A 22,222-nucleotide genomic window follows, 5' to 3' on the forward strand; every position below is an offset into this window, starting at 1 on the left:
AACAAATGAGCCAGCAGCGGGTTCATTTCAAAACCAGCAATGGCCACGATTTCTTTGAGGGAGCGGCGCAATGACCGGCGCACGCATGAGCACGCTTGCAAGTTTGCGCGGCCGCATCGAGCGCATCGAGGCGGGCGCGGATACGCACGCGCTTCACAAAGTGGCGCTCGGCCATGCCGAGGCCGATGCGACGCTGTGCGGCGGCCTTGCCCGCGCCGCGGTGCATGAAGTCTTTGCCGAAGGACATCAGGGCGCGGCGGCGACGGGATTCATCGCGGGCCTCGCGGGGCGGGTGACGTCGCGCCGGCCGCTGGTCTGGGTGCGGCAGGATTTTTCGGAAATCGAATCCGGCGCGCTGTCGATGAGTGGGCTCGCCGAACTCGGCCTCGATCCGCGGCTGCTGGTGACCGTGCGCGCCGCCGATGCCGACGCGGCGCTACGGACCGCCGCCGACGCGCTGGCCTGCGATGCGCTGGGCGCCGTGGTGCTGGAAGTCTGGGGCGAGCCGCGCCAGCTCGATCTCGTCGCCAGCCGCAAACTGACTTTGGCAGCCCAGGCTTCCGGCGTCACCGCGTTGCTGCTGCGGCTGGCGGCAACGCCGCAGCCCTCGACCGCGGAAACAAGATGGATCGTGCGCGCGGCGCATTCGCCGCCCTCAGCTCCCTGGCATGCGTGGGGCGCGCCGGTGTTCGACGCCGAGCTCGTTCGTAACCGTCATGGCCCGGTTGGGCGGTGGATCATGGAATGGAAATGTGATGAGTGCCTTTTCAGCGAACCGGCGGCGAATTCTCAGCCTGTGGCTGCCACGCCTGCCCATCGACCGCATCAAGCGCAAAGCGTTTTCAGACGAAGCGCGTGAGCGTAACAGCACGAGCGGTGCACTCCCTCTCCCGCTTGCGGGGGAGGGTTGGGGTGGGGGTGTCGCCGCGAGTCAGACTGTTCGTTCGGAGAGAGTTTCCCCCACCCGGATCGCATCTTGCGATGCGATCCGACCTCCCCCGCAAGCGGGGGAGGTGAAGCCAACCCCCACCGTCGTCGTCGCCAAGCAAAACAACGCGCTGCAGATCTATGCGCTCGATGATCTCGCGGCGCGCTCCGGCCTCGAGATCGGCCTGCCGCTCGCCAATGCTCGCGCGATCTGCCCGGAATTGACGGTGTTCGATGCCGATCCGGTTGCGGATGCCAGGACGCTGGGCGATATCGCCGACTGGTGCGATCGCTTCACACCGCTGGTGGCGCTCGATCCTCCGCACGGGCTGTATCTCGACATCACCGGCTGCGCCCATCTGTTCGGCGGCGAGCGTGCGCTGCTGCAGACCCTGTGCGGCGCGCTGACCCGAAGAGGCTTTGTCGTCAGCGCCGCCATTGCCGGCACCTCGGTCTGCGCGCGCACCCTGACGCGGCATGTTTCAGGGAAAATCATTGCCGATGGCGAGGAGGCCGACGCCATCGGCCCGCTGCCGGTCTCGGCGCTCGGTGCCGATGTCGCCATCACCAGCGGCCTGCGCCGCGCCGGACTGAAAACCATCGGCGATGTCGCCGCGCGCGCCCGCCACGAGATCACGGCGCGATTTGGCGCAAACTTCACGACTTTGCTCGAACACGCGCTGGGGCAAGGCGATGCGCCGATCAGCCCGCGAAAACCCTTGCCGGATTACATCGTCGAAAAACGCTTTCCCGAGCCTGTTGCCACCGACACCGTGATCGCGATGAACCTGTCGGCGCTCGCGGGCATGCTGGTCACGGCGATGGACAAGCAGGGCAAGGGCGCGCGGCGGCTGGAGGCGAGTTTCTTCCGCACCGACGGCGCGGTGCGCACCATTACGGTCGATACCGGCCGTCCGGTGACCAGGCCTGAGGTGATCGACCGGCTGTTTCGCGAGCGGCTGGACGCCTTGAACGATCCGCTCGATCCCGGCTTCGGCTTTGACCTGATACGCCTCTCCGCCAGCCGCACCGAAATCATGGTGCAGCAGCAGCGCGATCTCGACGCCAATGTCCATGACAATGACGAACTCGCCGCCCTGATCGACCGCATCGCCGCGCGGATCGGGGGAAAGCGCGTCGTCGTGCATCTGCCGCAGGACACCCATATCCCGGAACGCGCGGTGCTGGCGGTATCGGCGCAGCATCATCTGGCGGCCGCGACAGAGGCCGCCTGGCCTGATCGTATCGCGAGCGAGCCGCCGCTGCGGCCGTTGCGGCTGTTCGAAAGACCTGAGCCCATCAACGTGCCGTTTGCATCCGTGCCCGACGGGCCGCCCCACCAATTCACCTGGCGCCGCGTCACCCATGCGGTGGTGCGGGTGGAAGGCCCCGAACGCATCGCGATGGAATGGTGGAAGCAGAATGGCGAGGCGCTGACGCGGGATTATTTCCGGATCGAGGATGCAGAAGGGCTGCGGTTCTGGATTTTTCGCGATGGGCTCTATGAAGGCGAACTTAGAAGCGACGAGGAGGGTGAACCCGTTCTGCCCAAATGGTTCGTGCATGGGCTGTTCGCATGAATACGCCTGCCTATGCCGAGATCGGCATCACCACGAACTTCTCCTTCCTGCGCGGCGGGTCCGATCCGCGCGCCTATGTGCATGAGGCGAGCCGGCTTGGTATTCCCGTGATCGGCGTCGCCGATCACAACACGTTGGCCGGCGTGGTCCGCGCCTGGAAGGAGCTCGAAAATCCGGAGCTTCGCCACAAGCCAAAGCTTCTGATCGGTTCGCGCCTCGTCTTCATGGACGGCACGCCGGATATTTTTGTCTATCCGCGCGACCGTGCCGCCTACGGCCGGCTGTGCCAGTTGCTTACCCGCGGCAAGCGCGGCGGCGATATTGAGCGGGTCGCCAAGGGCGAGTGTCATCTAAAGCTGGATGACCTCCTGGAATTTTCCGAGGGCCAGCTCCTGGTGCTGACGCTGCCGCATCGCTTCGACTCGGCCGGCGCCTTGAAAATCCTGGACCGCCTGAAGGACAGCCGCGCCGATGGCGTATGGCTGGCCGCAAGCCTCCTGTACCGCGGCGACGACCGCCGCCGGCTGGCGCGGCTGCATCTGGTATCGCTGACATCAAAGGTGCCGCTGCTGGCGACCAACGAGGTGCTGTACCACGATGCCGCGCGCCGCCCGCTGCAGGACGTGCTGACCTGCATCCGCGAGAAGACGACCATCGAGGCGGTCGGCAAGCGGTTAGAGGCCAATGCGGAGCGCTATCTCAAGCCGCCGCACGAAATGGCGCGGCTGTTTCGCGATCTGCCGGACGCGATCGCGGAAACCATGCGCTTTGCCGGCCGTATCAATTTCTCGCTCGACCAGCTCAAATATCAATATCCGGACGAGCCGGTGCCGCCCGGAAAAACCGCGCAACAGCATCTGGAAGACCTGACATGGCAGGGTGTCGAGCGCTATTTCGGCGGCGATATCGATGACACGCTCCGCGCCACCTTGCGCAAGGAGCTGGGGCTGATCGCCGAGCTCAACTACGCGCATTATTTTCTCACCGTGCACGACATCGTCCATTATGCGCGCAGCCAGAACATCCTTTGCCAGGGCAGGGGATCGGCGGCGAATTCGGCGGTCTGCTATGTGCTTGGGATCACCTCGGTCGATCCGACCAAGGTCGATCTGCTGTTCGAGCGGTTCATTTCCAAGGAACGGCTGGAGCCGCCCGACATCGACGTCGACTTCGAGCACTCGCGGCGCGAAGAGGTGATGCAGTATGTCTACCGGCGCTACGGCCGTCACCGCGCCGCGATCATCGCCACCGTCATCCATTACCGGCCGCGCAGCGCGATCCGCGATGTCGGCAAGGCGCTGGGGCTGACCGAGGACGTCACCGCGGCGCTGGCCGATACGGTGTGGGGAAGCTGGGGCAAGGGTCTCAACGAGATGCAGGTCCGGCAGGCCGGGCTCGACCTCAAAAATACGATGATCGAGCTTGCGGTGGCGCTGGCGACCGAACTGATCGAATTTCCCCGGCATTTGTCGCAGCATGTCGGCGGCTATGTGCTGACGCAGGACCGGCTCGATACTTACGTGCCGATCGGCAACGCCGCGATGGACGACCGCACCTTCATCGAATGGGACAAGGACGACGTCGACGCGTTGCACATGATGAAGGTCGACGTGTTGGCGCTGGGCATGCTGACCTGCATCCGCAAATGCTTTGATCTCATCGCCGATCACAAGGGTGAGCGATACGAGCTGGCCGATATCAAGTCGGAGGACGACGACGAAGTTTACCAGATGCTGCAGCGGGGTGAATCGCTCGGCGTGTTCCAGGTCGAAAGCCGCGCGCAGATGAACATGCTGCCGCGCCTGAAACCGCGGACCTTCTACGATCTCGTCATCGAGGTTGCGATCGTGCGGCCCGGCCCGATCCAGGGCGACATGGTGCATCCCTATCTCAAGCGCCGAAAAATGCGGCCTGAGGATATCGAATATCCCTATCCGAAGGGCGGCAACAAGGATGAGCTGCGCAACGTGCTGCACAAGACGTTGGGCGTTCCCTTGTTCCAGGAACAGGCGATGCGTATCGCGATCGAGGCGGCGGAATTTACCTCCGAGGAAGCCAACGGATTGCGCCGCGCCATGGCAACGTTCCGCAATCTTGGAACCATCGGCAAGTTCGAAGCCAAAATGGTCGGCAACATGATCCGCCGCGGCTACGATCCCGAGTTCGCCAATAATTGCTTCAACCAGATCAAGGGTTTTGGCTCCTACGGTTTTCCGGAAAGCCATGCCGCGAGTTTTGCGCAGCTCGTCTATGTCTCGTCATGGCTCAAGCATTACCATCCCGACGCGTTCTGCTGCGGGCTCTTGAACTCGCAGCCGATGGGCTTTTACGCGCCGGCGCAGATCGTCGGCGACGCCCGCAAGAACGGCGTCGAGGTGCGCGGGATCGACGTGTCGCACAGCTTTGCGCAGAACACGCTGGAACAGGGCGAAGGGAAATATTGCGCCGTGCGGCTCGGGTTCAGGCAGATCGATGGTTTCAAATGGGCCGATCCGGATGAGGAGGGGTTGAAAAAAATTCAAACGTCATTCCGGGAGACATCAAAATCCAACCGCGAAGGGACTGCGCTCCCTCCCCCGCAAGCGGGAGAGGTGAAGGAAGACTGGGCCGACCGCATCATCGCCGCCCGAACGCGCCGTCCCTTCACCTCGCTGGAGGAGTTCGCCCGCGACACCGCACTTCCAAAACGCGCGCTGATCCTGCTGGCGGACGCCGATGCGTTCCGTTCGCTCGGGCTCGATCGCCGCGCCGCGCTGTGGGCGGTGCGCCGGCTGCCGGACGACGTACCGCTGCCGCTGTTCGAGATAGCGGTGGCGCGCGAACAACCGGACGAAAACGCCAAACCGCTGCCTGACATGCCGCTGCCGGAGCAGGTGGTCGCCGACTACCAGACCATCCGGCTGTCGCTGAAGGGCCATCCGATGGAATTTTTGCGCGCGAAGTTTTCAAAAGAGCGCATCGTGCCTTGCGAACATATCGCGTATCGCAACGACCGGCGTCATGTCCGCTGCGCCGGCGTGGTGCTGGTGCGGCAGCGTCCGGGCAGCGCCAAGGGCGTCGTCTTCATGACGCTGGAGGATGAAACCGGGATTGCCAACATCGTGGTGTGGCCGGCGGTGATGGAAAAGTACCGCAAGGAAGTGATGGGCGCGCGCCTGATCCTGGTCGAGGGCTACATCCAGAGCAGTCCGGAACACGTGACGCATCTGGTCGCGCAGCGGCTGTTCGACCGCTCGCACGATCTGATTGGTCTGGCCAACGATGCACTGAGCCGCAAGCATCCGGTGCCGGCGGGCCCTGCACTGATCGAGCCGCTCAACGAAGACCGCCGCGACCATCCCGAGACACCGGCGCAAAAGATCCGCCATCCGCGCAACGTCCGCATCCTGCCACCGTCGCGGGATTTTCATTGAGGTGCGGAGCCACGACAGGCCTTAACGGCATGCCGCAAAAATGAAATGGCCGCTGGAAGTGAATCCAGCGGCCGCCCGGGAAGAACAAAATTGATTGTTTAAGAATCCTCTAGCCCCCGGTGACCTTTAATTTAGCCGACGCGATGCGATGCTTCGAGTCAAAACTGGCCGACCTGCTGCGAAAGCACAGGTAACGTTACCTGCCGGTCTCACCCAAATGGGGGTGGCGTTGGACGGTTCCTTGGCGGAACGTGCAGCAGCGCAGAATCGTTGTCGGTAGAACTCCTCTTGCACGCCGGTTTCGAAGCGCGTGGCTGAAGTGGCATAGGCTGACCAATGGGGACGAAGGTGGACGTTGGCCGGTTGCAGTCGATCAGCACCCGGCTTGGCGATGCAGTGATCGATCCTGCGATGTGGCCAGCCTTGATGCAGGACATTTGCAGCGCCAGCAACTCAGCGGCGGCATGCCTGCTTCAAAGCGACGTCCGGACGCCCGACGTGCCGATGACGGAGTCCGGTCGGGAATTTTTCAAATCCTATTTCGACAATTGCTTCCACGAAAACGACATCCGCGCGGCGCGCGGCGTGCCGTTGTTGCTCGCGGGCCGTCAGATCGTCAGCGACCAGGACATCTTTAGCTCCGAAACCGAAATGCTCCGCGATCCGCTTTACGCGCATGCGAACAATTTCGGGCTGCGCTGGTTTGCGGTTATCGGATTTTTTGCAGGCTCCGCGTTGTGGGGTTTTTCCATCCAACGCACGATCGGTGAGGGCGCTTTTGAAGAATCCGAAAAGGCGGCGCTTGCCAGCCTGTCCCAACGATTGACGGAGACCGCCACGCTTTCCACTGCTGTCGGAAGGGGCGTGCTGTCCGGCATCACCAATGCCTTGGCCTTCATCAAGCGCGCCGCGATCGCGCTCGACCGGTTCGGATCCGTCATCGACATCAATCCGTCGGCGGAAGCAGCCCTTGGCGGCGATATAAGGATCATCGGGCAGCGCCTCGTCATATCAGACAGGCGGGCGCAGGCCGCCTTCAATAATTTCCTCGACCGGTTGAGAACGGCCTCCGACGTCGATGCGCTCGGCGTCGCGCCCATCGTGGTCCGGCGTGCCGGCAAGCCGCCGATCGTCGTCCGTGTGCTGCCGGTCGATGGCGCGGCGCGCAGTCCGTTTCTCGGAGCCCGCGCCATTCTCATCCTGTCCGGCTTCGACGAAGGCGAGGCCGAACAGTTGACGATGCTGCGCCAGGCCTTCCGCCTGACGCCGTCGGAAGCGCGCATTACCCTGTGTCTGGCCGGCGGCAAGTCGCTGGAAGAAGTCGCGCAGGAAATGGCAATAGCGCATGAAACCGCGCGGTCGCATTTGAAGGCAATCTTCCGCAAGACCGACACCCACCGGCAGGGCGAACTGATTGCGCTGGTGAGCCGCCTGCGATAGGCGTTGACCACACGCCGCCTGCGAAAAGCCGAATGGGGGTTTTCATGATGGCTCGATTGGCCGCGCCGGCCATGCTGGTTCTGATCGCCACCACCTTGGCCGCGCATGCCCAGCCCGCTGACAAGCGAACATGGCGGCTCCGGACCGTGGATGGCCAATCCATGCTGTCCTACGGCACCGACAACGCCGAAGACACCCCGATCACATTCCGCTGCAAACCGGGCCAGGGCGTGGTGAAGGTCTTCATCAACGAGACCGGCGCCGGCGTGAAGCCGCGCCAGGCGATGTCGGCGTCGCTGATCGCCGGGAGCGTCACCGCGAAACTGCAAGGACGGACGCTTGTGAACGAGGAAGCCGGCACGCCGAGCTTCGACGGCTCGTTTCCGGGCAGCGATCCGCTGTTCCCGGCGCTGCGGCAGGCGAAGTCGCTGGTGATGGTGGTGGGGCCTTCACGCCAGCAGGTCCCGCTTCGCGAACTCGGCGACAAGGCGGACAAGTTCGAAGGACTGTGCCGGAAGCGCGCGTGAAAAAGGCCGCCAGGCGAGGCGGCCTCATTCGTGACCGGTGAACATGGCGGCTCGTCGCCGCCAAGACCAAAATCGTGCGCAAATCCGGGACTGTTAGCGATAGGTGCCGAGCGTCGGCCGGGTCCAGATGTCCTGCATGATCCATCCGCCAACGGCACGCTCCGCAAGCATCTTCGCAAGCCTGGAGTCCATCGCGCCGCCCACCACGATCTCGAGCTGCGCGTCGTCGATCAGGGCCGACTGGTTGTTGCGATCTGAATTCCTGGACCTGGTCATTGTCGTCTCCCGTGTTCCCTGCAGCGAGACCATTCCCGCCATCCCTGATCACAGGAATACGACGCGTGCCGGGCCGCCACCGTGACGCGTGTCACACAGCAAACGGCCTGTCTCGCGGCGCTAGAGCCTTTTCCGTTCCGATGGAATCGGAACGGGGCTCTAGATTCTTGTTTTGACGCGTTTTCTTTACGCCAACCGGTGTCCACTTCGCTGGAAAACGCTCTAACTGACCGCTGCAAACAGCCCTTCCGGTTCCTCCAGTTCGACCAGCTTCTTCTTTTCGATCAGCCAGAAACGATTGCCCACCGTCCGCACGAAGTTGCGGTCATGTGACACCAGCAGGCAGCTTGCCTGATGAACCATCAACTCAGCCTCCAGTGCTTCCTGCCCCTCGATATCGAGATGATTGGTGGGTTCATCGAGCAGATAAAAGTTCGGCTGGGCGAGCCGCAGCAACAGCATGCCCAGACGCGCCTTCTGTCCGCCGGAAAGCTGGCTGATCGGACGGCTCTGCATCTCGATCGAGAGGCCGGCACCCGCGAGCAGCGTGCGCGCACGCTGATCGCCGACATCGAAGCGGCGGATGATCGTGTGCGTCGGTGTGTCGGCATCAGCAAGACCGGCAAGCGCCTGATCGCAATAGCCGAGAACCAGCGACTGCGTGGCCTTGATGCCGGCGTGCACCGCGTCTCGATCTTCGATTGCCGCGCGCAGCATGGCGACGAACCGGGTCTTGCCTGCCCCGTTCAAGCCGAGCAGCACGATCCGGTCTCCCTTGCAGATGAACTGCTGGCCGGTCCGAAACAGCAGCCTGCCATCCGGCGTCTCGACCGTGGCGTCGTCGAGCGTCACCATCACCTTGGCGTGGGTTCCGCGATTGGCAAGCCTGATTGTGCCGGCGGATCGTTCGAGATGCGCGGGCTTTGCGGCATCTTCCAGTTTCCCGGCCCGCTGCTTCAGCTGCCTGGTTTTCGACAACAGCAGGTCGCTGCCGGAATTGATGCCGATGTTGCTCAGCTTCGCAGCTTGCTGGCGCAGCTGTTGGGCGGTCTTGAGGTCATGCTGATAGCGCCGCTCCTCGGAAGCGTCCGCCTCGCGGAGTGCCGCGCGTGCCCGTGTATAGGGCAATGAAAACAGCTGCGACTGCTCCGGCCGAAGAAACAGCGTCCGGTTCGTGGTCGCATCGAGAAAGGCGCGGTCGTGGCTGGATATGACGACGGGCATCTCGCGCGGCAGCGCGTTCAGCCAGTTTTCAAGCTGGCTGATCCGGGTGAGGTCGAGATGGTTGGTCGGCTCGTCGAGCAGCAGCACGTCGGCCTCCGTCATCAGCACGCGCGCAAGCAGGGCAAGCCGCTGCCAGCCGCCGCTCAACTGCCTCAGCGGTCTCTGCCGCAGCGGCTCGGGCACCTCAAGCGATTCCAGGGCAACATCGACCCGCCAGCGTTCGCTGTGGCGTTGTTCGGCGGAGAGCGCCTCGAGCACGGCTGTATAGAGGGGTGTCTCCATCAGAGCTTCCGGCACGTTCTGCTCGACACAGCCCACCGTCAGCCCGCGCGATCGGGTGATCTCGCCCTCGCTCGCATCCATGGTGCCCGCCATACAGCGCAGCAGGGTGGATTTTCCGCGACCGTTGGCGGCGACCAGCCCGATCCGGTCGCCGGGATTGACGACGAGGTTCAGCCGGGAAAACAGCGGCGCGCTCAGCGTCACGCCGAGATTGCGGATCGTAATAAGCGTCATGATCGTTCTCTGGTCTTGCCGGCGATCACGATATCCGGGGCACGCAGCCATCGTCGGACGTCGGTGTCAAAGCGCGGCGATGAATGAGAATGCGGCGCGAGCGCAAGAACGCGCAACGCCGCATGGCCACGAAGGGCAGACCAGGAAGAAGTTCAGAAGTCTCTGGTCAGCCCTGCAAACGCATCTGCAGGGCGTTGACCGGGCCACGCTGGCGATAGTGCCGGAAAAACGTCGTCATCGCGCGGCCCTCCTTTCTCGGTTGAGTGACGCCAAAATAACGCGCTCCGCACAGGAGAGCAAGCTAAAGCAGAGCAAGCCAAAGTCTCGCGGAGTCAGTTGTCGAGTCAATCCCGGCAACTGGCGACGGGCAACGTATCAGAAGTTCACCCGGTTCGAGATCGCGCCATCGACGAGGAGGTTCGCCCCCGTGGTGAATGACGACGCCGGGCTTGCCAGGAACACGGCGGCATTGGCGATTTCCTGCGGCGTCGCCATGCGGCCGGTCGGGTTGCGCGTCAGCGCGTCCTGATAGCGCTTCGGCATGTTCTGCTCGATCATGTTCCAGACGCCGCCCTTGAAATAGACCGTGCCGGGGGACACCACGTTGACGCGGATTTTCTTCGACGCGTATTGCCGCGCCAGGCCCTTGGCCATGTGGACCAGCGCCGCCTTGATCGGACCGTAGGAACTGGCGTTGTCGGCCTGTGCCGCCGAGACCGACGAGATGATCACAAAGGCGGCGTCGCCGCTCTTCTCGCCGCTCGCTTCGAGGAACGGCCGCGCGGCTTCGAACGCATTGACGGCGCCCAGCACGTCGAGCCGGAAATTCTGCTCCCAGGATGCGACATCGCCGCCCTGCGCCATGGCGCCGGCATTGGAGAACAGCATGTCGATGCCGCCGAGTTCGGCAGCTGCGCCGCCGATCCATGATTTCAGCGCCGCCGCGTCGGTGATATCGACGGAAGCGCCGGTGGCCTTGACGCCCCGCGCTTTCAGCTCCGCAACGGCTCCCGTGACCTGATCGGCGTTACGCGCGCAAACCGCGACATTGCCGCCTTCGCCGGCCAGCGTGTCGGCAATCGCCCGCCCGATCCCGCGCGTGCCGCCGAGGATGACTGCGTTTCTTCCCTTCAAGCCCAGATCCATTTTGTTTTTCCTTTGTTGGCGATCGGCACTGTAGCAGAACCGCAGGGCAAGCAAAGCGATCGTCACGCAAGGCGCAATGTCTCACAGCGTCCATGCCTTGTCGGAGTCGTCGGACCGCGACAAAACGGCCCGACGGGCAAATCAGTTCTGATTTACGGAAGTCGTGTCAAGCCCCAGAATAAAAAATATTTCTGTTTACCAGAATGGCAAATCAGGTGCATATACCTGCCCATCCCGTCCCACTCAGAGGGCGTCGGCCGTCGTCACGGACGTTGGACGGGTTGCGGTGGACGCTGGTTTGCGCCTCGACGACGGCGTGGATAAGCGTACGGCAAAACCGTGTGGTCCTGGCGCCCGTTGCAGGTGTCAAGCTGTCGGGTAGGCGAGAGCCGAACGGCAGCGACGGAGTCAACAAGAACTCGTCTCCGGGGAGATCACGGCATAAGCCGTAAAGCCATTGCGCAGGGAAGGCCGGGTGTTCTCCGCTGCCCTGTATGCTCGTGTGCAGCCTACTTAGTGCAAACCGCACACGGGACCGCGGGTGCAGCGCGCACCCGGTCTTCCCTGCGCCCTCAGTTTGATGAGGGCCGGAAGTTTCTGGCAAAGCTCGGGCGCAATGCGCTGCGAGAATGCGAACTTGCGTTTTAATGACGGCGTAACGACAAACACCGCCGTCGTCCCGGCCTTGAGCACAGATGCGCAATTGCGCATCTGAGTTCGCCGGGACGACAGCGAGGCTACTCCGGCGCCGCGCCGACCGGCGGCCCGCCTGGCGGCCGGTGCAGGAACGTAATCGTCGCATAGGCGCCGACCCAGGAGCCGACCGCCGCAAACGCCACATAGACCCAGTTCTCGGTGTAGCTGATGACGGCGTAGGACGAGAGCAGATACCAGATGCTGCTCCAGGTCGCCGCCGGCACGCGCTTGCGCGCCACCACGGCCGAGGTGAACATGACATAGACCGCGTCGGTGGCGGCGGTTGCGAGCAGGACCGCACCGGCGGTCAGGGGTTCGACGGCGGCCATTGCAACTCCTTCGTGCAGTTAAGGCGTAGCCCGGATGGAGCGTAGCGAAATCCGGGAGGATTTCGCCAAGCGGATCGCTCTACCCGGATTGCGCTACGCTCCATCCGGGCTACGTTGCGATGCCAAGGAAAGACTAGGGAAGAGACATGCCGATGCAAAGCCCGCGTGAAATCCTCTCCGATATCTGGACGTCGGCCGGCGGCGAGGCTTCCGCGCTCGACGCCATCAAGCTGACCGGCGAAGAGCCGCAGCTACCGTCGTCGTTTCGCGTCGCCGCCGCAGCACAAGCGAGCGTCGCGGCAACGGGGCTCGCCGCCGCCGGGATCTGGAAATTGCGCAGCGGGCAATCGCAGGACGTTACCGTCGACATGCGCCATGCCGTGGTCGAATGCCGCTCAGAACGCTATCTGCGCGTCGGCGACAAGCCGCCGCCGCCGGCCTGGGACGCGATCGCCGGCGTCTACAAAACAGGCGACGCGCGCTTCGTGCGGCTGCATACCAATTTCCCGCATCACCGCGACGCCGTCTGCAAGGTGTTGAACTGCAAGCCGGAGCGCGACGATGTTCAAGCCGCGCTGATGCAATGGGATGGCGAGGCGTTCGAGACCGCGGCCTATGCCGGTGGCGGCGTGGTGTCGATGATGCGTTCATACGACGAATGGTCGGCGACGCCGCACGCCAGCGCGCTTGCGGGATTGCCGCTGATCACAATCGAGAAGATTGGCGACGCCGCACCAAAACCGTGGCCGAAGGGCGATCGGCCGCTCGCCGGCATTCGCGTGCTCGATCTGTCGCGCGTGATCGCAGGTCCCGTCGCGGGCCGCACGCTCGCTGCCCACGGCGCCGACGTGCTGTTGATCTCAGGTCCAAATCTGCCGGCGATTCCCTGGCTTACGATCGATACCGGGCGCGGCAAGCTGGCGAGCTCTGTCGAACTCAGAAGCGAACAAGGCCGCGCGGTGTTTCGCGATCTGCTGGCGCAGGCCGATATTGTTTCGCAGGGCTACCGGCCGTGCGCGATCGCCGGCCTCGGCTTCGCGCCGGAAGAGGCGGCCCGTATTAGTCCGGGGATCGTCTATGTGACGCTGTCGGCCTATGGTCATGCCGGTCCCTGGGCGGAGCGCCGCGGTTTCGACTCGCTGGTGCAGACGTCCACGGGCTTCAACCATGCCGAAGGGCAGGCGGCGGGCGTCGACGGGCCGAAAGAGCTGCCGGCGCAGATGCTGGACCACGCCACCGGTTACCTCATGGCGTTCGGCGCCATGATGGCCAAGGCTCGGCAGTCGCGCGAAGGCGGCAGCTGGCACGTTCGGGTGTCGCTGGCGCAGACCGGCCGGTGGCTGTGGAATCTCGGTCGCGTCGCCGATGGCTTCAAGACCGGGGATTTGAATGGGGAAACCGTGATGCCTTTTATCGAGGAGGTGGCTTCCGGCTTTGGTGCACTGCGGTCGGTCCGGCACTCGGCGCTGCTGTCGAAAACCCCGGCTTTCTGGGCCCGTCCGGCGATGCCGCTTGGCAGCCACCCACCGCAATGGCCGGCGCGCGAATAGGTATTTTCAGCCGGCGTTCAGGGAGACCTCTCCAAAAATTAACGGCCGTGCTCGTTTTTTAGCTTGTTTGGAACTCCGATTAGGCACTATTAGCGGGTGAGGCAAATTGTCGCCATTGCTGAGTTGAACAGACCGCATGCGTAGCAAATTGATTAAGCAATTACAGATGCTTAGCCGCCGGAGACCGGCGCTGGTGATAGCCTTGCTCGCGTTCGCCGGCGCGGGCGTCTATGGCTTCGTGCAGTTCAGCGCAACCCAGCCCAAGCATTCCGAAGTGTCCAGCCAGTCCCGCAAGGGAGGGCAGCAGCGCTACAAGCTGTCGCCGGCCGAATGGGCCAGCCTGACCATCCAACCCGTTGCCACGCGGGGCTTCCGGGCCGAGCACGTCACCGAAGGCAAGATCGCGATCGACGAGGATCGCTCGACGCCGGTGTTCTCGCCCTATGCCGGCCGGGTCACCCGACTTCTGGTCCGGCCCGGCGATAATGTCGTCAAGGGTCAGCCGCTGTTCGTGATCGAGGCTGCCGACAACGTGCAGGCGCAGAACGATTTCATCGGCGCAATGAGCGCCATGAACAAGGCAAAGTCCGCGCTCGATCTGGCGCAACTGCAGGGCCAGCGCGCCAAGGATCTGTTCGAAGGCAAGGCCGTTCCGCTCAAGGACTATCAGCAGAGCCAGGCGACGCTGATCCAGGCGCAGAACGACATGCGCTCCTCGCAGACGGCGATGGAGGCGGCGCGCAACAAGCTGCGCATTCTCGGCCTCACCGACGAGGACATCGCGACCTTCCAGGAAAAGGGCCGCATCAATCCGGAAACCACCATCTTCGCGCCGATCGCCGGCACCGTGGTCCAGCGCAAGATCGGCCCCGGCCAGTATGTGAATTCCGGCGCCAGCGATCCGGTCTATGTCATCGGCGATCTCTCCACCGTCTGGATGGTCGCCTTCGTGCGCGAGACCGACGCCGCCAATGTTGCGGTCGGGCAGGACGTCACGTTCAACGTGCTGGCGTTGCCGAACCAGGCGCTGTCGGCGCGCGTCAACTACGTGTCCACTGCGATCGATCCGGCGACGCGCCGGCTGCTGGTCCGCGCCACCGTCGACAACGCCAATGGCGTGCTCAAGCCGGAAATGTTCGCCAATGTGACGATCTATTCGGCCAGCGATCATCCGGCGGTCGGGGTGCCGAAGACGGCGTTGATCTACGAGGGGGACCAGGTCCGGATCTGGGTCGTGCATGACGACCACTCGATTGAACTCCGCCAGATCAAGGCGGGCCTCGCCAATGGCGATCTCGTCGAGGTGGTCGGCAATCTGAAGCCCGGCGAGCTGATCGTGACAAAGGGCGCGCTGTTCATCGACCGGGCCGCGTCCGGCAGCTGATCTCCCGCTCTACTCACTGAAAGCTTCGATCTGGATGGATCGCCTCGTCGCCCTTGCCGTCAGCCGCCGCTATTTGATGGTGGGCATGTTCGTCGCGGTGATGGTCGGCGGCCTGATCGCGTTCAGGCAGCTCAACATCGAGGCCTATCCCGACCCGACCCCGCCGATGGTCGACATCGTGACGCAAAGTCCGGGCCTGTCGTCGGAGGAGATCGAGCGCTACATCACGATCCCGATCGAGACCCAGGTCGCCGGCATCAAGAACCTGCGCACCATCCGCACCATCTCGCTGTACGGCCTGTCCGACGTCAAACTGCAGTTCTCGTTCGACTACACCTATGACGAGGCGCAGCAGCAGGTATTGAACCGGCTGTCGCAACTCGCGCCGTTGCCGGGCAATGTGCAGCCGGGCATTTCGCCGCTCAGCCCGATCGGCGAAATCTACCGCTACCGGCTGAAGGGCCCGCCGAATTACAGCGTGCTCGACCTGAAGACGCTGCAGGACTGGGTGTTGCAGCGTCGCTTCCGCGCCGTGCCCGGCGTGATCGACGTCACCGGCTGGGGCGGCAAGACCAAGACCTATGAGCTGCAGGTCGATTTCAACAAGCTGGTCGCCAACGGGCTGACGCTGCCGCAGGTGCTGCAGGCCGTCAGCAACGCCAACATCAATGTCGGCGGCAACACCGTCAATATCGGCGCGCAATCCGCCGTGGTGCGCGGCGTCGGACTGATCCGCTCAATCGACGACCTCAACAATACCATGGTGTCGCAATCGGGCGGCAATCCGGTGCTGGTCAGCGACATCGCGCATGTCACGATAGGGGAGAAGCCGCGCCTCGGCATCGCCGGTCTTGATCAGGACGACGACATCGTGCAGGGCATCGTGCTGATGCGGCGCGGCGAACAGAGTGCGCCGACCATCACCCGCGTCGAGCAACTCGTCGCTTCCATCAACAACTCCACCATTCTGCCGCCCGGCGTGAAGATCGAGCGGATCTACGACCGCAAGGACCTGATCGACATCACGACCCACACCGTGCTGCACAACATGGTGGTCGGGATCATCCTGATCGTGCTGCTGCAGTGGCTGTTCCTCGGCGACCTCCGAAGCGCGCTGATCGTCGGCGCGACAATTCCGTTCGCGCTGTTCTTCGCCGTCATCATCCTGGTGCTGCGCGGCGAATCCGCCAATCTGCTCTCGGTCGGCGCGATCGACTTCGGGCTGATCGTCGACGCCACCGTGATCATGGTGGAAGCGATCTTCCGCCGGCTGTCGCAAACCACGGCGTTGTCGGAGGCCGAGCGCAGCCAGATCTCCTTCGACACCACGATGGGCATGAAGAGCCACGCCATCCTCTCCGCTTCCGCCGACGTGTCGCGCTCGATCTTCTTCGCCGCCGCCATCATCATCGCCGCCTTCCTGCCGCTGTTCACGCTGAGTGGCGTCGAAGGCAACATCTTCGGGCCGATGGCGCGGACCTATGCCTACGCGCTGGCCGGCGGCTTGCTGGCGACCTTCACCGTCACGCCGGCGCTGAGTGCCATCATCCTGCCCTCGCATATGGAGCACACCGAAACCTGGATCATGCGGCAGCTCGACCGGCTCTATCTGCCGGTGCTGAAATGGGCGGTCGCCAACCGCAGGATCGTGATGGCCGGAGCCGCGGTCCTCGTGATCACGACCATCGTGTTCGCGCGGTTGCTCGGGCTGGAATTCCTGCCCAAGCTGGAAGAGGGCAATTTGTGGATCAGAGCGACGCTGCCGCCGACCATCTCGCTGCAGGAAGGCAATACCTACGTCAACGAGATGCGGAAGCTCATCCGCAGCCGTCCCGAAGTGGAATCGGTGGTGTCGCAGCACGGCCGCCCCGACGACGGCACCGACGCCGCCGGCCTGTTCAATGCCGAATTCTTCGCGCCATTGAAGCCGGCCAGCGAGTGGCCGGGCACCCACGACAAGGACGTACTGACGGCGGAGTTGCTGGCGCAGTTGCAGGAAAAATTCCCCGGCGTCGAATTCAACTTCTCGCAATATCTGCAGGACAACGTCTCGGAGGCGGTGTCGGGCGTCAAGGGCGAGAACTCGATCAAACTATACGGCAACGATCTGCAGTCGCTGACCGACACTGCCAACAAGATCAAGTCCGTCCTCGCCACCGTGCAGGGCGTGACGGATCTTGCGGTATTCACCTCGCTCGGCCAGCCCACCGTCCAGATCGATGTCGATCGCGCGCGGGCGGCGCGCTACGGCCTGTCGCCGGGCGATATCAACGCCACCATCAAGGTCGCGGTCGGCGGCGATAGCGCCGGCGACATCTATGAACCCGGCAGCGACCGGCATTTCCCGATCATCGTTCGTCTCGCGCCGGAATATCGCAAGAGTGCCGAGGCGATCCACAATTTGCGGATCGGCGTCGCCGGACCGGGCGGTGCGATCACGCAGATCCCACTCAGCGAGGTCGCCTCGATCAATTTGATCTCGGGCGCCGCCTATATCTACCGCGAAGGCCAGGAGCGCTATCTGCCGATCAAGTTCTCGGTCCGCGAGCGCGACCTCGGCAGCGCGATCCAGGAAGCGCAGGACAAGGTCGCAAGCCGGGTCCAGCTGCCGCCGGGATCGCGGGTCGAGTGGGTCGGCGAGTTCGGCAATCTGCAGGACGCCATCAAGCGGCTGTCGATCGTGGTGCCGATCAGCCTGGCGCTGATCGCGGTGCTGCTGTTCTTCAATTTCGGTTCGATGGTCGACACGTTACTGGCGATGAGCGTGATCCCGATGGCGATCTTCGGCGGCGTGCTCGGGCTGTTGATCTCGGGGATTCCGTTCAGCGTATCGGCGGCGATCGGCTTCATCGCGCTGTTCGGCATCGCCGTGATGGACGGCATCATCATCCTGTCGCAGTACAATCAATTGATCGACGAAGGTTACGAGCGGGTGAGGGCCGTGATCCGCACCGGCGAATTGCAATTGCGGCCGGTGCTGATGACCTGTGTCGTCGCCGGCGTCGGCTTGCTGCCGGCGGCGCTGTCGGCGGGGATCGGTTCGCAGGTGCAAAAGCCGCTGGCGGTGGTGGTCGTCACCGGCATGATGCTGGCGCCAATCGTCATCCTGATCACGCTGCCGGTGCTGATCTCGGTATTCTCGCGCCGGGCGCGCTGAAGTGTGATGAGATTAGGTCGAATAGTCGCCGCGAAGGAAGTGTTCTCCCTCTCCCGCTTGCGGGGGAGGGCGGGGTGGGGGTGTCGCCGCGAGTCATCATGCGGAGAGAGCCCCCACCCGGATCGCATCTCGCGATGCGATCCGACCTCCCCCGCAAGCGGGAGAGGTGCAGCGAGTTCGCGGCCAGACCGATTCCATCAAAAGTCAGGCGCTAGTCTAGAACCCGTACAGCCGCGCCGGATTGTCGACCAGGATCTTCTTGCGCACGGCAGCGTCCGGCGTCCACACCGCGAGCTGGTTGAGCAGCCGTCCGTCGTCGATCTGGAACAGCGGCGTCACGTCGCTGATCTGTTTGCCGGCAGGGGTCACCGAATCCGGATGCGGCCAGTCGGTGCCCCAGATGATGCGGTCGGCATTGGCTGCGATCAGCGCCTGCGCAAGCGGGGTGCAGTCGGCATAGTCGGGGCCAAGCTTCGAGGCGCGGTAGGCGCCGGAGATCTTCACATGGGCCTTGCCTGACTTCACCAGCTCCACCAGGTCGGCAAAGCCGGGCTGGCCGACGCCAAGCTCGGCCTGCGCGCCGCCGAAATGGTCGAACACCACAGGCACCGGCGACGCCAGGACAAGGTCCTTGATCGCGGTAATCATGGCAAGACTCGTGAACAGCTGCACATGCCAGCCGCGCGCCTTGATGCGCTCGACGGCGGCGGAGAACCGCGGCCGGCCGACGGTGGGATCATTGACGCCGCCGGTGGCGAGGTTGAGCCGGATGCCGCGGATGCCAGCCTTGCCCATGGCGTCGAGATCGGCTTCCGACGTCTTGTCGTCGATCACGGCGACGCCGCGCGCGGTCGCGCCGCGCGCTGCCATGCCGAACAGGGTGGCGGAGTTATCGGGCCCGTAGATGCTCGGCGTGACGATCACCACGCGCTCCATCCTGATCGCCTTGTGCAAGGCGGTCATCTCTTCGGGCGAGGCCAGTTCCGGCGTGTAGACGCGGCCGGCGAAGAACGGGAATTTCGCCGGATCCGGATGGATATGGGTGTGGCAGTCGCAGGCGCCTGCAGGAATGTCGAAGCTCACCGGCGTTGCCGGTTGGGCTGCCTTGGCAACAACGGTTCGGCTGTTCATGGTCACTCCGGCGGCGATGGAGGCAAGCATCATACTGCGTCGCGTCAGCATTGGCGTTCTCCCTGTGCGTTTGATGTCGTTGATTGTTCGCATCTCGACCGGGCGCGTGGCCGGCGATCTCTGCGGAAGCGCTTCCCCATTCTTGCGCCGGGCGTTATCAGCCGCGGTCGTGCGCGAGAGACTATCGAGCTGCACGCGTTGCGGAAAGGGCGATAGCTATGTGGGATTGGCTTGGCCGCCAATCGCGCGGCGCACTTCCGCGACCAGCTCCGGCAGCGGTCGCGATCCGTCCAGACGCAGAACCGGGCAGGGCAGTGCGGCAAGCCACGCCTGATGCTTCGCCAAATTGCGGCTCGCGTTGCCCTCCTCGTAGCCGGAAGCCCATTCGATGAATTCCTCGGTCGCCGTATGCCGCCATCCGCCTGATGCCACTGCGTCGGCGCCGAAAAGCGTGGCCTCGCGGGAGCGCAGGCGCTGCACGCGGATCTCGCGCGGGGTGACGAGGAAGACCACCAGATCGAAATCGGGAACTAACGTATCGCCCCAGCCATTGAGCGATCCGCTCAGCACCCAACCCGCCCGCGGCAAGAACATCTCGCCCATCAACTTCAGGCGCTCGGCGGCCTCACGCATTTCCCTGAAGGGCGGGATGGTCGGTCGCCAGAAATAATCGTCGGTGTCGTGATGCGGCATCGCCAGCGAATCGGCCAAAGCTCGGCCGAGGCTGGTAACGCCCGAACCCGATGCTCCCATGATGTGAATGCGGCAGCTTTTCATCGCAATATCAAGGCCTAGCGTTTCAGTAAGCCCGGCAATCCATCGAACCATAAGCCGCGCCAATTTGACTAATTATCGGCCCGCCCGGACTATCCGTCATCATCTGGAATCAATGCATGCGAAAATTTTCACAGAAGTTCAAAACCGGGGCGTCCGTCGCCGCTGTTGTCGTGGTGCTGTTTGGCGTCTACGGCTACCGCAAACTGCAGGCGCTTGCCGCCGATCCCAGCGGCGAAAAGGATTGCGGACCAGCGGTGGGGGGTGGCGAGCAGGCCAAGATCGATCTGGAGCGGATCAAGGCGATTGCGCCGCTGAAAGACGTGAAATGGTCGCAGCTAGGCGGCAGCATCAATGATGCCAGCTGTCTCAACAAGACCGAAATCTACGGCGTGGTCGAGGTGCGCAGCGTCGACGACATCAGCAAAACGCTGACGTTTGCGCGCGACAACAAGCTCTCGGTCACGACCGCCGGCGTACGCCACAGCATGGGCGGGCAGGCGTTCCGCAAGGGCGGCATCGTGCTCGACATGCGCGGCTTCAACAAGGTCGTGCTCAACGAGAGCCGGCGATCCATCACCGTGCAGCCCGGCGCGACCTGGCACGACATCCAGAACCTGCTGCACCCGCGCTTTGCGGTGCGCGCGATGCAGTCGACCGATATTTTCAGCGTCGGCGGTTCGATCTCGGTCAACGCCCACGGCATGGACCATCAGGCCGGCGCGCTCCGCAAATCGATCAAGTCGATGCGCGTGATGCTGGCGGACGGGTCGCTGCGCACGGTGTCGGAAACCGAGAACAAGGAATTGTTCAACCTCGTGGTCGGCGGCTACGGCCTGTTCGGCGTCATCGTCGAGGCCGAACTCGATGTCGCCGACAATCTGGTCTACCAGACCGGACGGCGCATGATGGATTACAAGCAATTTCCTGACATCTTCGCCAAAGAGATCGAGAAGGATGCCAATATCGGCCTGATGTACGGCCACCTCTCGACCGCGCCGAGCAGCTTCCTCAGGGAATTGCTGCTCTATACCTACACCAAGGTCGACGGATCAGATTTCAAGCGCGAACCGCTTGGCGAGGTCTCGGGCACCAAGCTGCGGCGGCTGACGATCAACCTGTCCAAGCAGGGACCGCTGTTCCAGGAAATGAAGTGGCTATCCGAGAAGCACATCGAGCACCGGATGGAAACCTGCACCGTGACGCGGGCGCAGGCGATCGGCTCGGCGGAGGCCTGTCTCGTCAACCGCAACGACCCGATGCACGATTCCGTGCCGTATTTGCGCAACGCGCTGCCCAACGACACCGACATTCTGCATGAGTATTTCATCCCGCGCAGCCAGTTCGTCTCCTTTGTCGACGGCATGCGCAAGGTGCTGACCGACAACAAGACCAATTTGCTGAATGCCTCGGTGCGCATCGTGCATCAGGAAGACAACTTCCTGACCTATTCGCCGGAGCCGGCATTCTCGCTGGTGCTCTACATCAACCAGACCACGGATGATGAGGGCAACAAGCGGATGAAGAAGGCGACCGAAGAGCTGATCGATCTCACGATCGCGCACAAGGGTCGGTTTTTCCTGCCCTACCAGCTTTATTATTCGAGGGATCAGTTGCAGCGGTCCTATCCAGAGATCAACGACTTCTTCGCGGCGAAGCGGAAGTATGATCCGGCGGAACTGTTCACCAACACGTTCTATCAGAAGTACGCGTCCTAGCGTGGCGAGCTCTCATCTCCGTCATGGCCGGGCTCGTCCCGGCCATCCACGTCTCCTTGCTTGGTGCGTCAAAGACGTGGATGCCCGGCACAAGGCCGGGCATGACGAGAGATGAATCGAACTTCCCGACTTTCGGTCGATCACAGCTGCGCGATGCGCTTGGGCGGAAGCCCGCTGCAGCCGCCGGCTTGCTCCGCGTCCAGCACCAGGAGCGCGCCCGCTGCATAGAGGCGGGCGACGAAGCCGGCATCGTCGGAGCGCGCGAAGGTGACATAGTCGCTGGCTGCAAGCACGCGGCCGTTGGCCCTGGCGATGATTGCCAGCGCCTGCGCCGGCGGGCCGATGATAGCCATCGACTTGCCCGGTGCCGATCCGAACGTCAAAGCGATCACAACCACAAGCCAGCCGCACAACACGAGCGCGAAAGCGCCCGA

At 63.5% G+C, this 22,222-nt stretch carries 16 protein-coding genes; 9 read left to right on the forward strand and 7 right to left on the reverse strand.

Features of this window, described 5'->3' with window-relative positions:
* The first annotated feature begins 70 nt into the window (after nucleotides 1-70).
* The 5 genes from ABIE49_RS34070 to ABIE49_RS34090 all read left to right on the forward strand — a co-directional run bounded on the left by ABIE49_RS34070 (nucleotide 71) and on the right by ABIE49_RS34090 (nucleotide 7,887).
* A complete protein-coding gene (locus ABIE49_RS34070; protein ID WP_192737379.1) occupies nucleotides 71-859 on the forward strand; it encodes an ImuA family protein in 789 nt (262 codons plus the stop codon).
* The gene (locus ABIE49_RS34075; protein ID WP_502915949.1) at nucleotides 756-2,507 is read left to right on the forward strand and encodes a Y-family DNA polymerase; all 1,752 of its coding nucleotides are present in this window, start codon (nucleotides 756-758) and stop codon (nucleotides 2,505-2,507) included. The genes ABIE49_RS34070 and ABIE49_RS34075 overlap by 104 nt, the downstream gene beginning before the upstream one ends.
* Nucleotides 2,504-5,920, forward strand: a complete 3,417-nt coding sequence (locus tag ABIE49_RS34080; protein WP_192737380.1) for an error-prone DNA polymerase — start codon at nucleotides 2,504-2,506, stop codon at nucleotides 5,918-5,920. Before ABIE49_RS34075 ends, ABIE49_RS34080 begins: the two co-directional genes overlap by 4 nt.
* 336 nt (nucleotides 5,921-6,256) lie before the next feature.
* The gene (locus ABIE49_RS34085) at nucleotides 6,257-7,360 is read left to right on the forward strand and encodes a helix-turn-helix transcriptional regulator (RefSeq protein ID WP_192737381.1); all 1,104 of its coding nucleotides are present in this window, start codon (nucleotides 6,257-6,259) and stop codon (nucleotides 7,358-7,360) included.
* Nucleotides 7,361-7,404: 44 nt separating this feature from the next.
* Entirely contained in the window at nucleotides 7,405-7,887 is a 483-nt protein-coding gene (locus ABIE49_RS34090; RefSeq protein WP_192737382.1) for a hypothetical protein, read from the forward strand.
* A 93-nt stretch (nucleotides 7,888-7,980) separates the two neighbouring features.
* On the opposite strand, the gene ABIE49_RS34095 is transcribed toward ABIE49_RS34090, so the two are convergent.
* The 4 genes from ABIE49_RS34095 to ABIE49_RS34110 form a co-directional block, all read right to left on the reverse strand.
* On the reverse strand, nucleotides 7,981-8,163 hold the full coding sequence (locus ABIE49_RS34095) for a hypothetical protein (RefSeq protein ID WP_192737383.1): 183 nt from the start codon (nucleotides 8,161-8,163) through the stop codon (nucleotides 7,981-7,983).
* A 222-nt stretch (nucleotides 8,164-8,385) separates the two neighbouring features.
* A complete protein-coding gene (locus tag ABIE49_RS34100) occupies nucleotides 8,386-9,903 on the reverse strand; it encodes an ABC-F family ATP-binding cassette domain-containing protein (protein WP_192737384.1) in 1,518 nt (505 codons plus the stop codon).
* 375 nt (nucleotides 9,904-10,278) lie between these two features.
* Nucleotides 10,279-11,049, reverse strand: a complete 771-nt coding sequence (locus ABIE49_RS34105; RefSeq protein ID WP_192737385.1) for an SDR family NAD(P)-dependent oxidoreductase — start codon at nucleotides 11,047-11,049, stop codon at nucleotides 10,279-10,281.
* Between the two features lie 737 nt (nucleotides 11,050-11,786).
* Nucleotides 11,787-12,074, reverse strand: coding sequence for a hypothetical protein (locus ABIE49_RS34110; protein WP_192737386.1), 288 nt, complete (start codon nucleotides 12,072-12,074; stop codon nucleotides 11,787-11,789).
* Between the two features lie 152 nt (nucleotides 12,075-12,226).
* On the opposite strand from ABIE49_RS34110, the gene ABIE49_RS34115 reads away from it, so the two are divergent.
* The 3 genes from ABIE49_RS34115 to ABIE49_RS34125 all read left to right on the forward strand — a co-directional run bounded on the left by ABIE49_RS34115 (nucleotide 12,227) and on the right by ABIE49_RS34125 (nucleotide 18,165).
* Nucleotides 12,227-13,624: a CoA transferase gene (locus ABIE49_RS34115; RefSeq protein ID WP_192737450.1), complete on the forward strand. Its 1,398-nt coding sequence runs from the start codon at nucleotides 12,227-12,229 to the stop codon at nucleotides 13,622-13,624.
* Nucleotides 13,625-13,760: 136 nt separating this feature from the next.
* A complete protein-coding gene (locus tag ABIE49_RS34120) occupies nucleotides 13,761-15,008 on the forward strand; it encodes an efflux RND transporter periplasmic adaptor subunit (protein WP_192737387.1) in 1,248 nt (415 codons plus the stop codon).
* A gap of 34 nt (nucleotides 15,009-15,042) precedes the next feature.
* Complete coding sequence (locus ABIE49_RS34125; protein WP_192737388.1) at nucleotides 15,043-18,165, forward strand: efflux RND transporter permease subunit; 3,123 nt, start codon at nucleotides 15,043-15,045, stop codon at nucleotides 18,163-18,165.
* 216 nt (nucleotides 18,166-18,381) lie between these two features.
* Here ABIE49_RS34125 and ABIE49_RS34130 read toward each other — a convergent pair whose 3' ends face one another.
* A complete protein-coding gene (locus ABIE49_RS34130; RefSeq protein ID WP_192737389.1) occupies nucleotides 18,382-19,347 on the reverse strand; it encodes an amidohydrolase family protein in 966 nt (321 codons plus the stop codon).
* A gap of 165 nt (nucleotides 19,348-19,512) precedes the next feature.
* Nucleotides 19,513-20,073, reverse strand: a complete 561-nt coding sequence (locus tag ABIE49_RS34135; RefSeq protein WP_192737390.1) for a P-loop NTPase family protein — start codon at nucleotides 20,071-20,073, stop codon at nucleotides 19,513-19,515.
* A gap of 116 nt (nucleotides 20,074-20,189) precedes the next feature.
* Between ABIE49_RS34135 and ABIE49_RS34140 the strand changes: the two genes are divergently transcribed.
* Nucleotides 20,190-21,788, forward strand: a complete 1,599-nt coding sequence (locus ABIE49_RS34140; protein ID WP_192737391.1) for an FAD-binding oxidoreductase — start codon at nucleotides 20,190-20,192, stop codon at nucleotides 21,786-21,788.
* Nucleotides 21,789-21,928: 140 nt separating this feature from the next.
* On the opposite strand, the gene ABIE49_RS34145 is transcribed toward ABIE49_RS34140, so the two are convergent.
* On the reverse strand, nucleotides 21,929-22,141 hold the full coding sequence (locus tag ABIE49_RS34145) for a hypothetical protein (RefSeq protein WP_210337357.1): 213 nt from the start codon (nucleotides 22,139-22,141) through the stop codon (nucleotides 21,929-21,931).
* Nucleotides 22,142-22,222 lie beyond the last annotated feature (81 nt).

Origin of the sequence: Bradyrhizobium sp. OAE829 (assembly GCF_040546575.1) — a bacterium.
Lineage (GTDB): Bacteria > Pseudomonadota > Alphaproteobacteria > Rhizobiales > Xanthobacteraceae > Bradyrhizobium.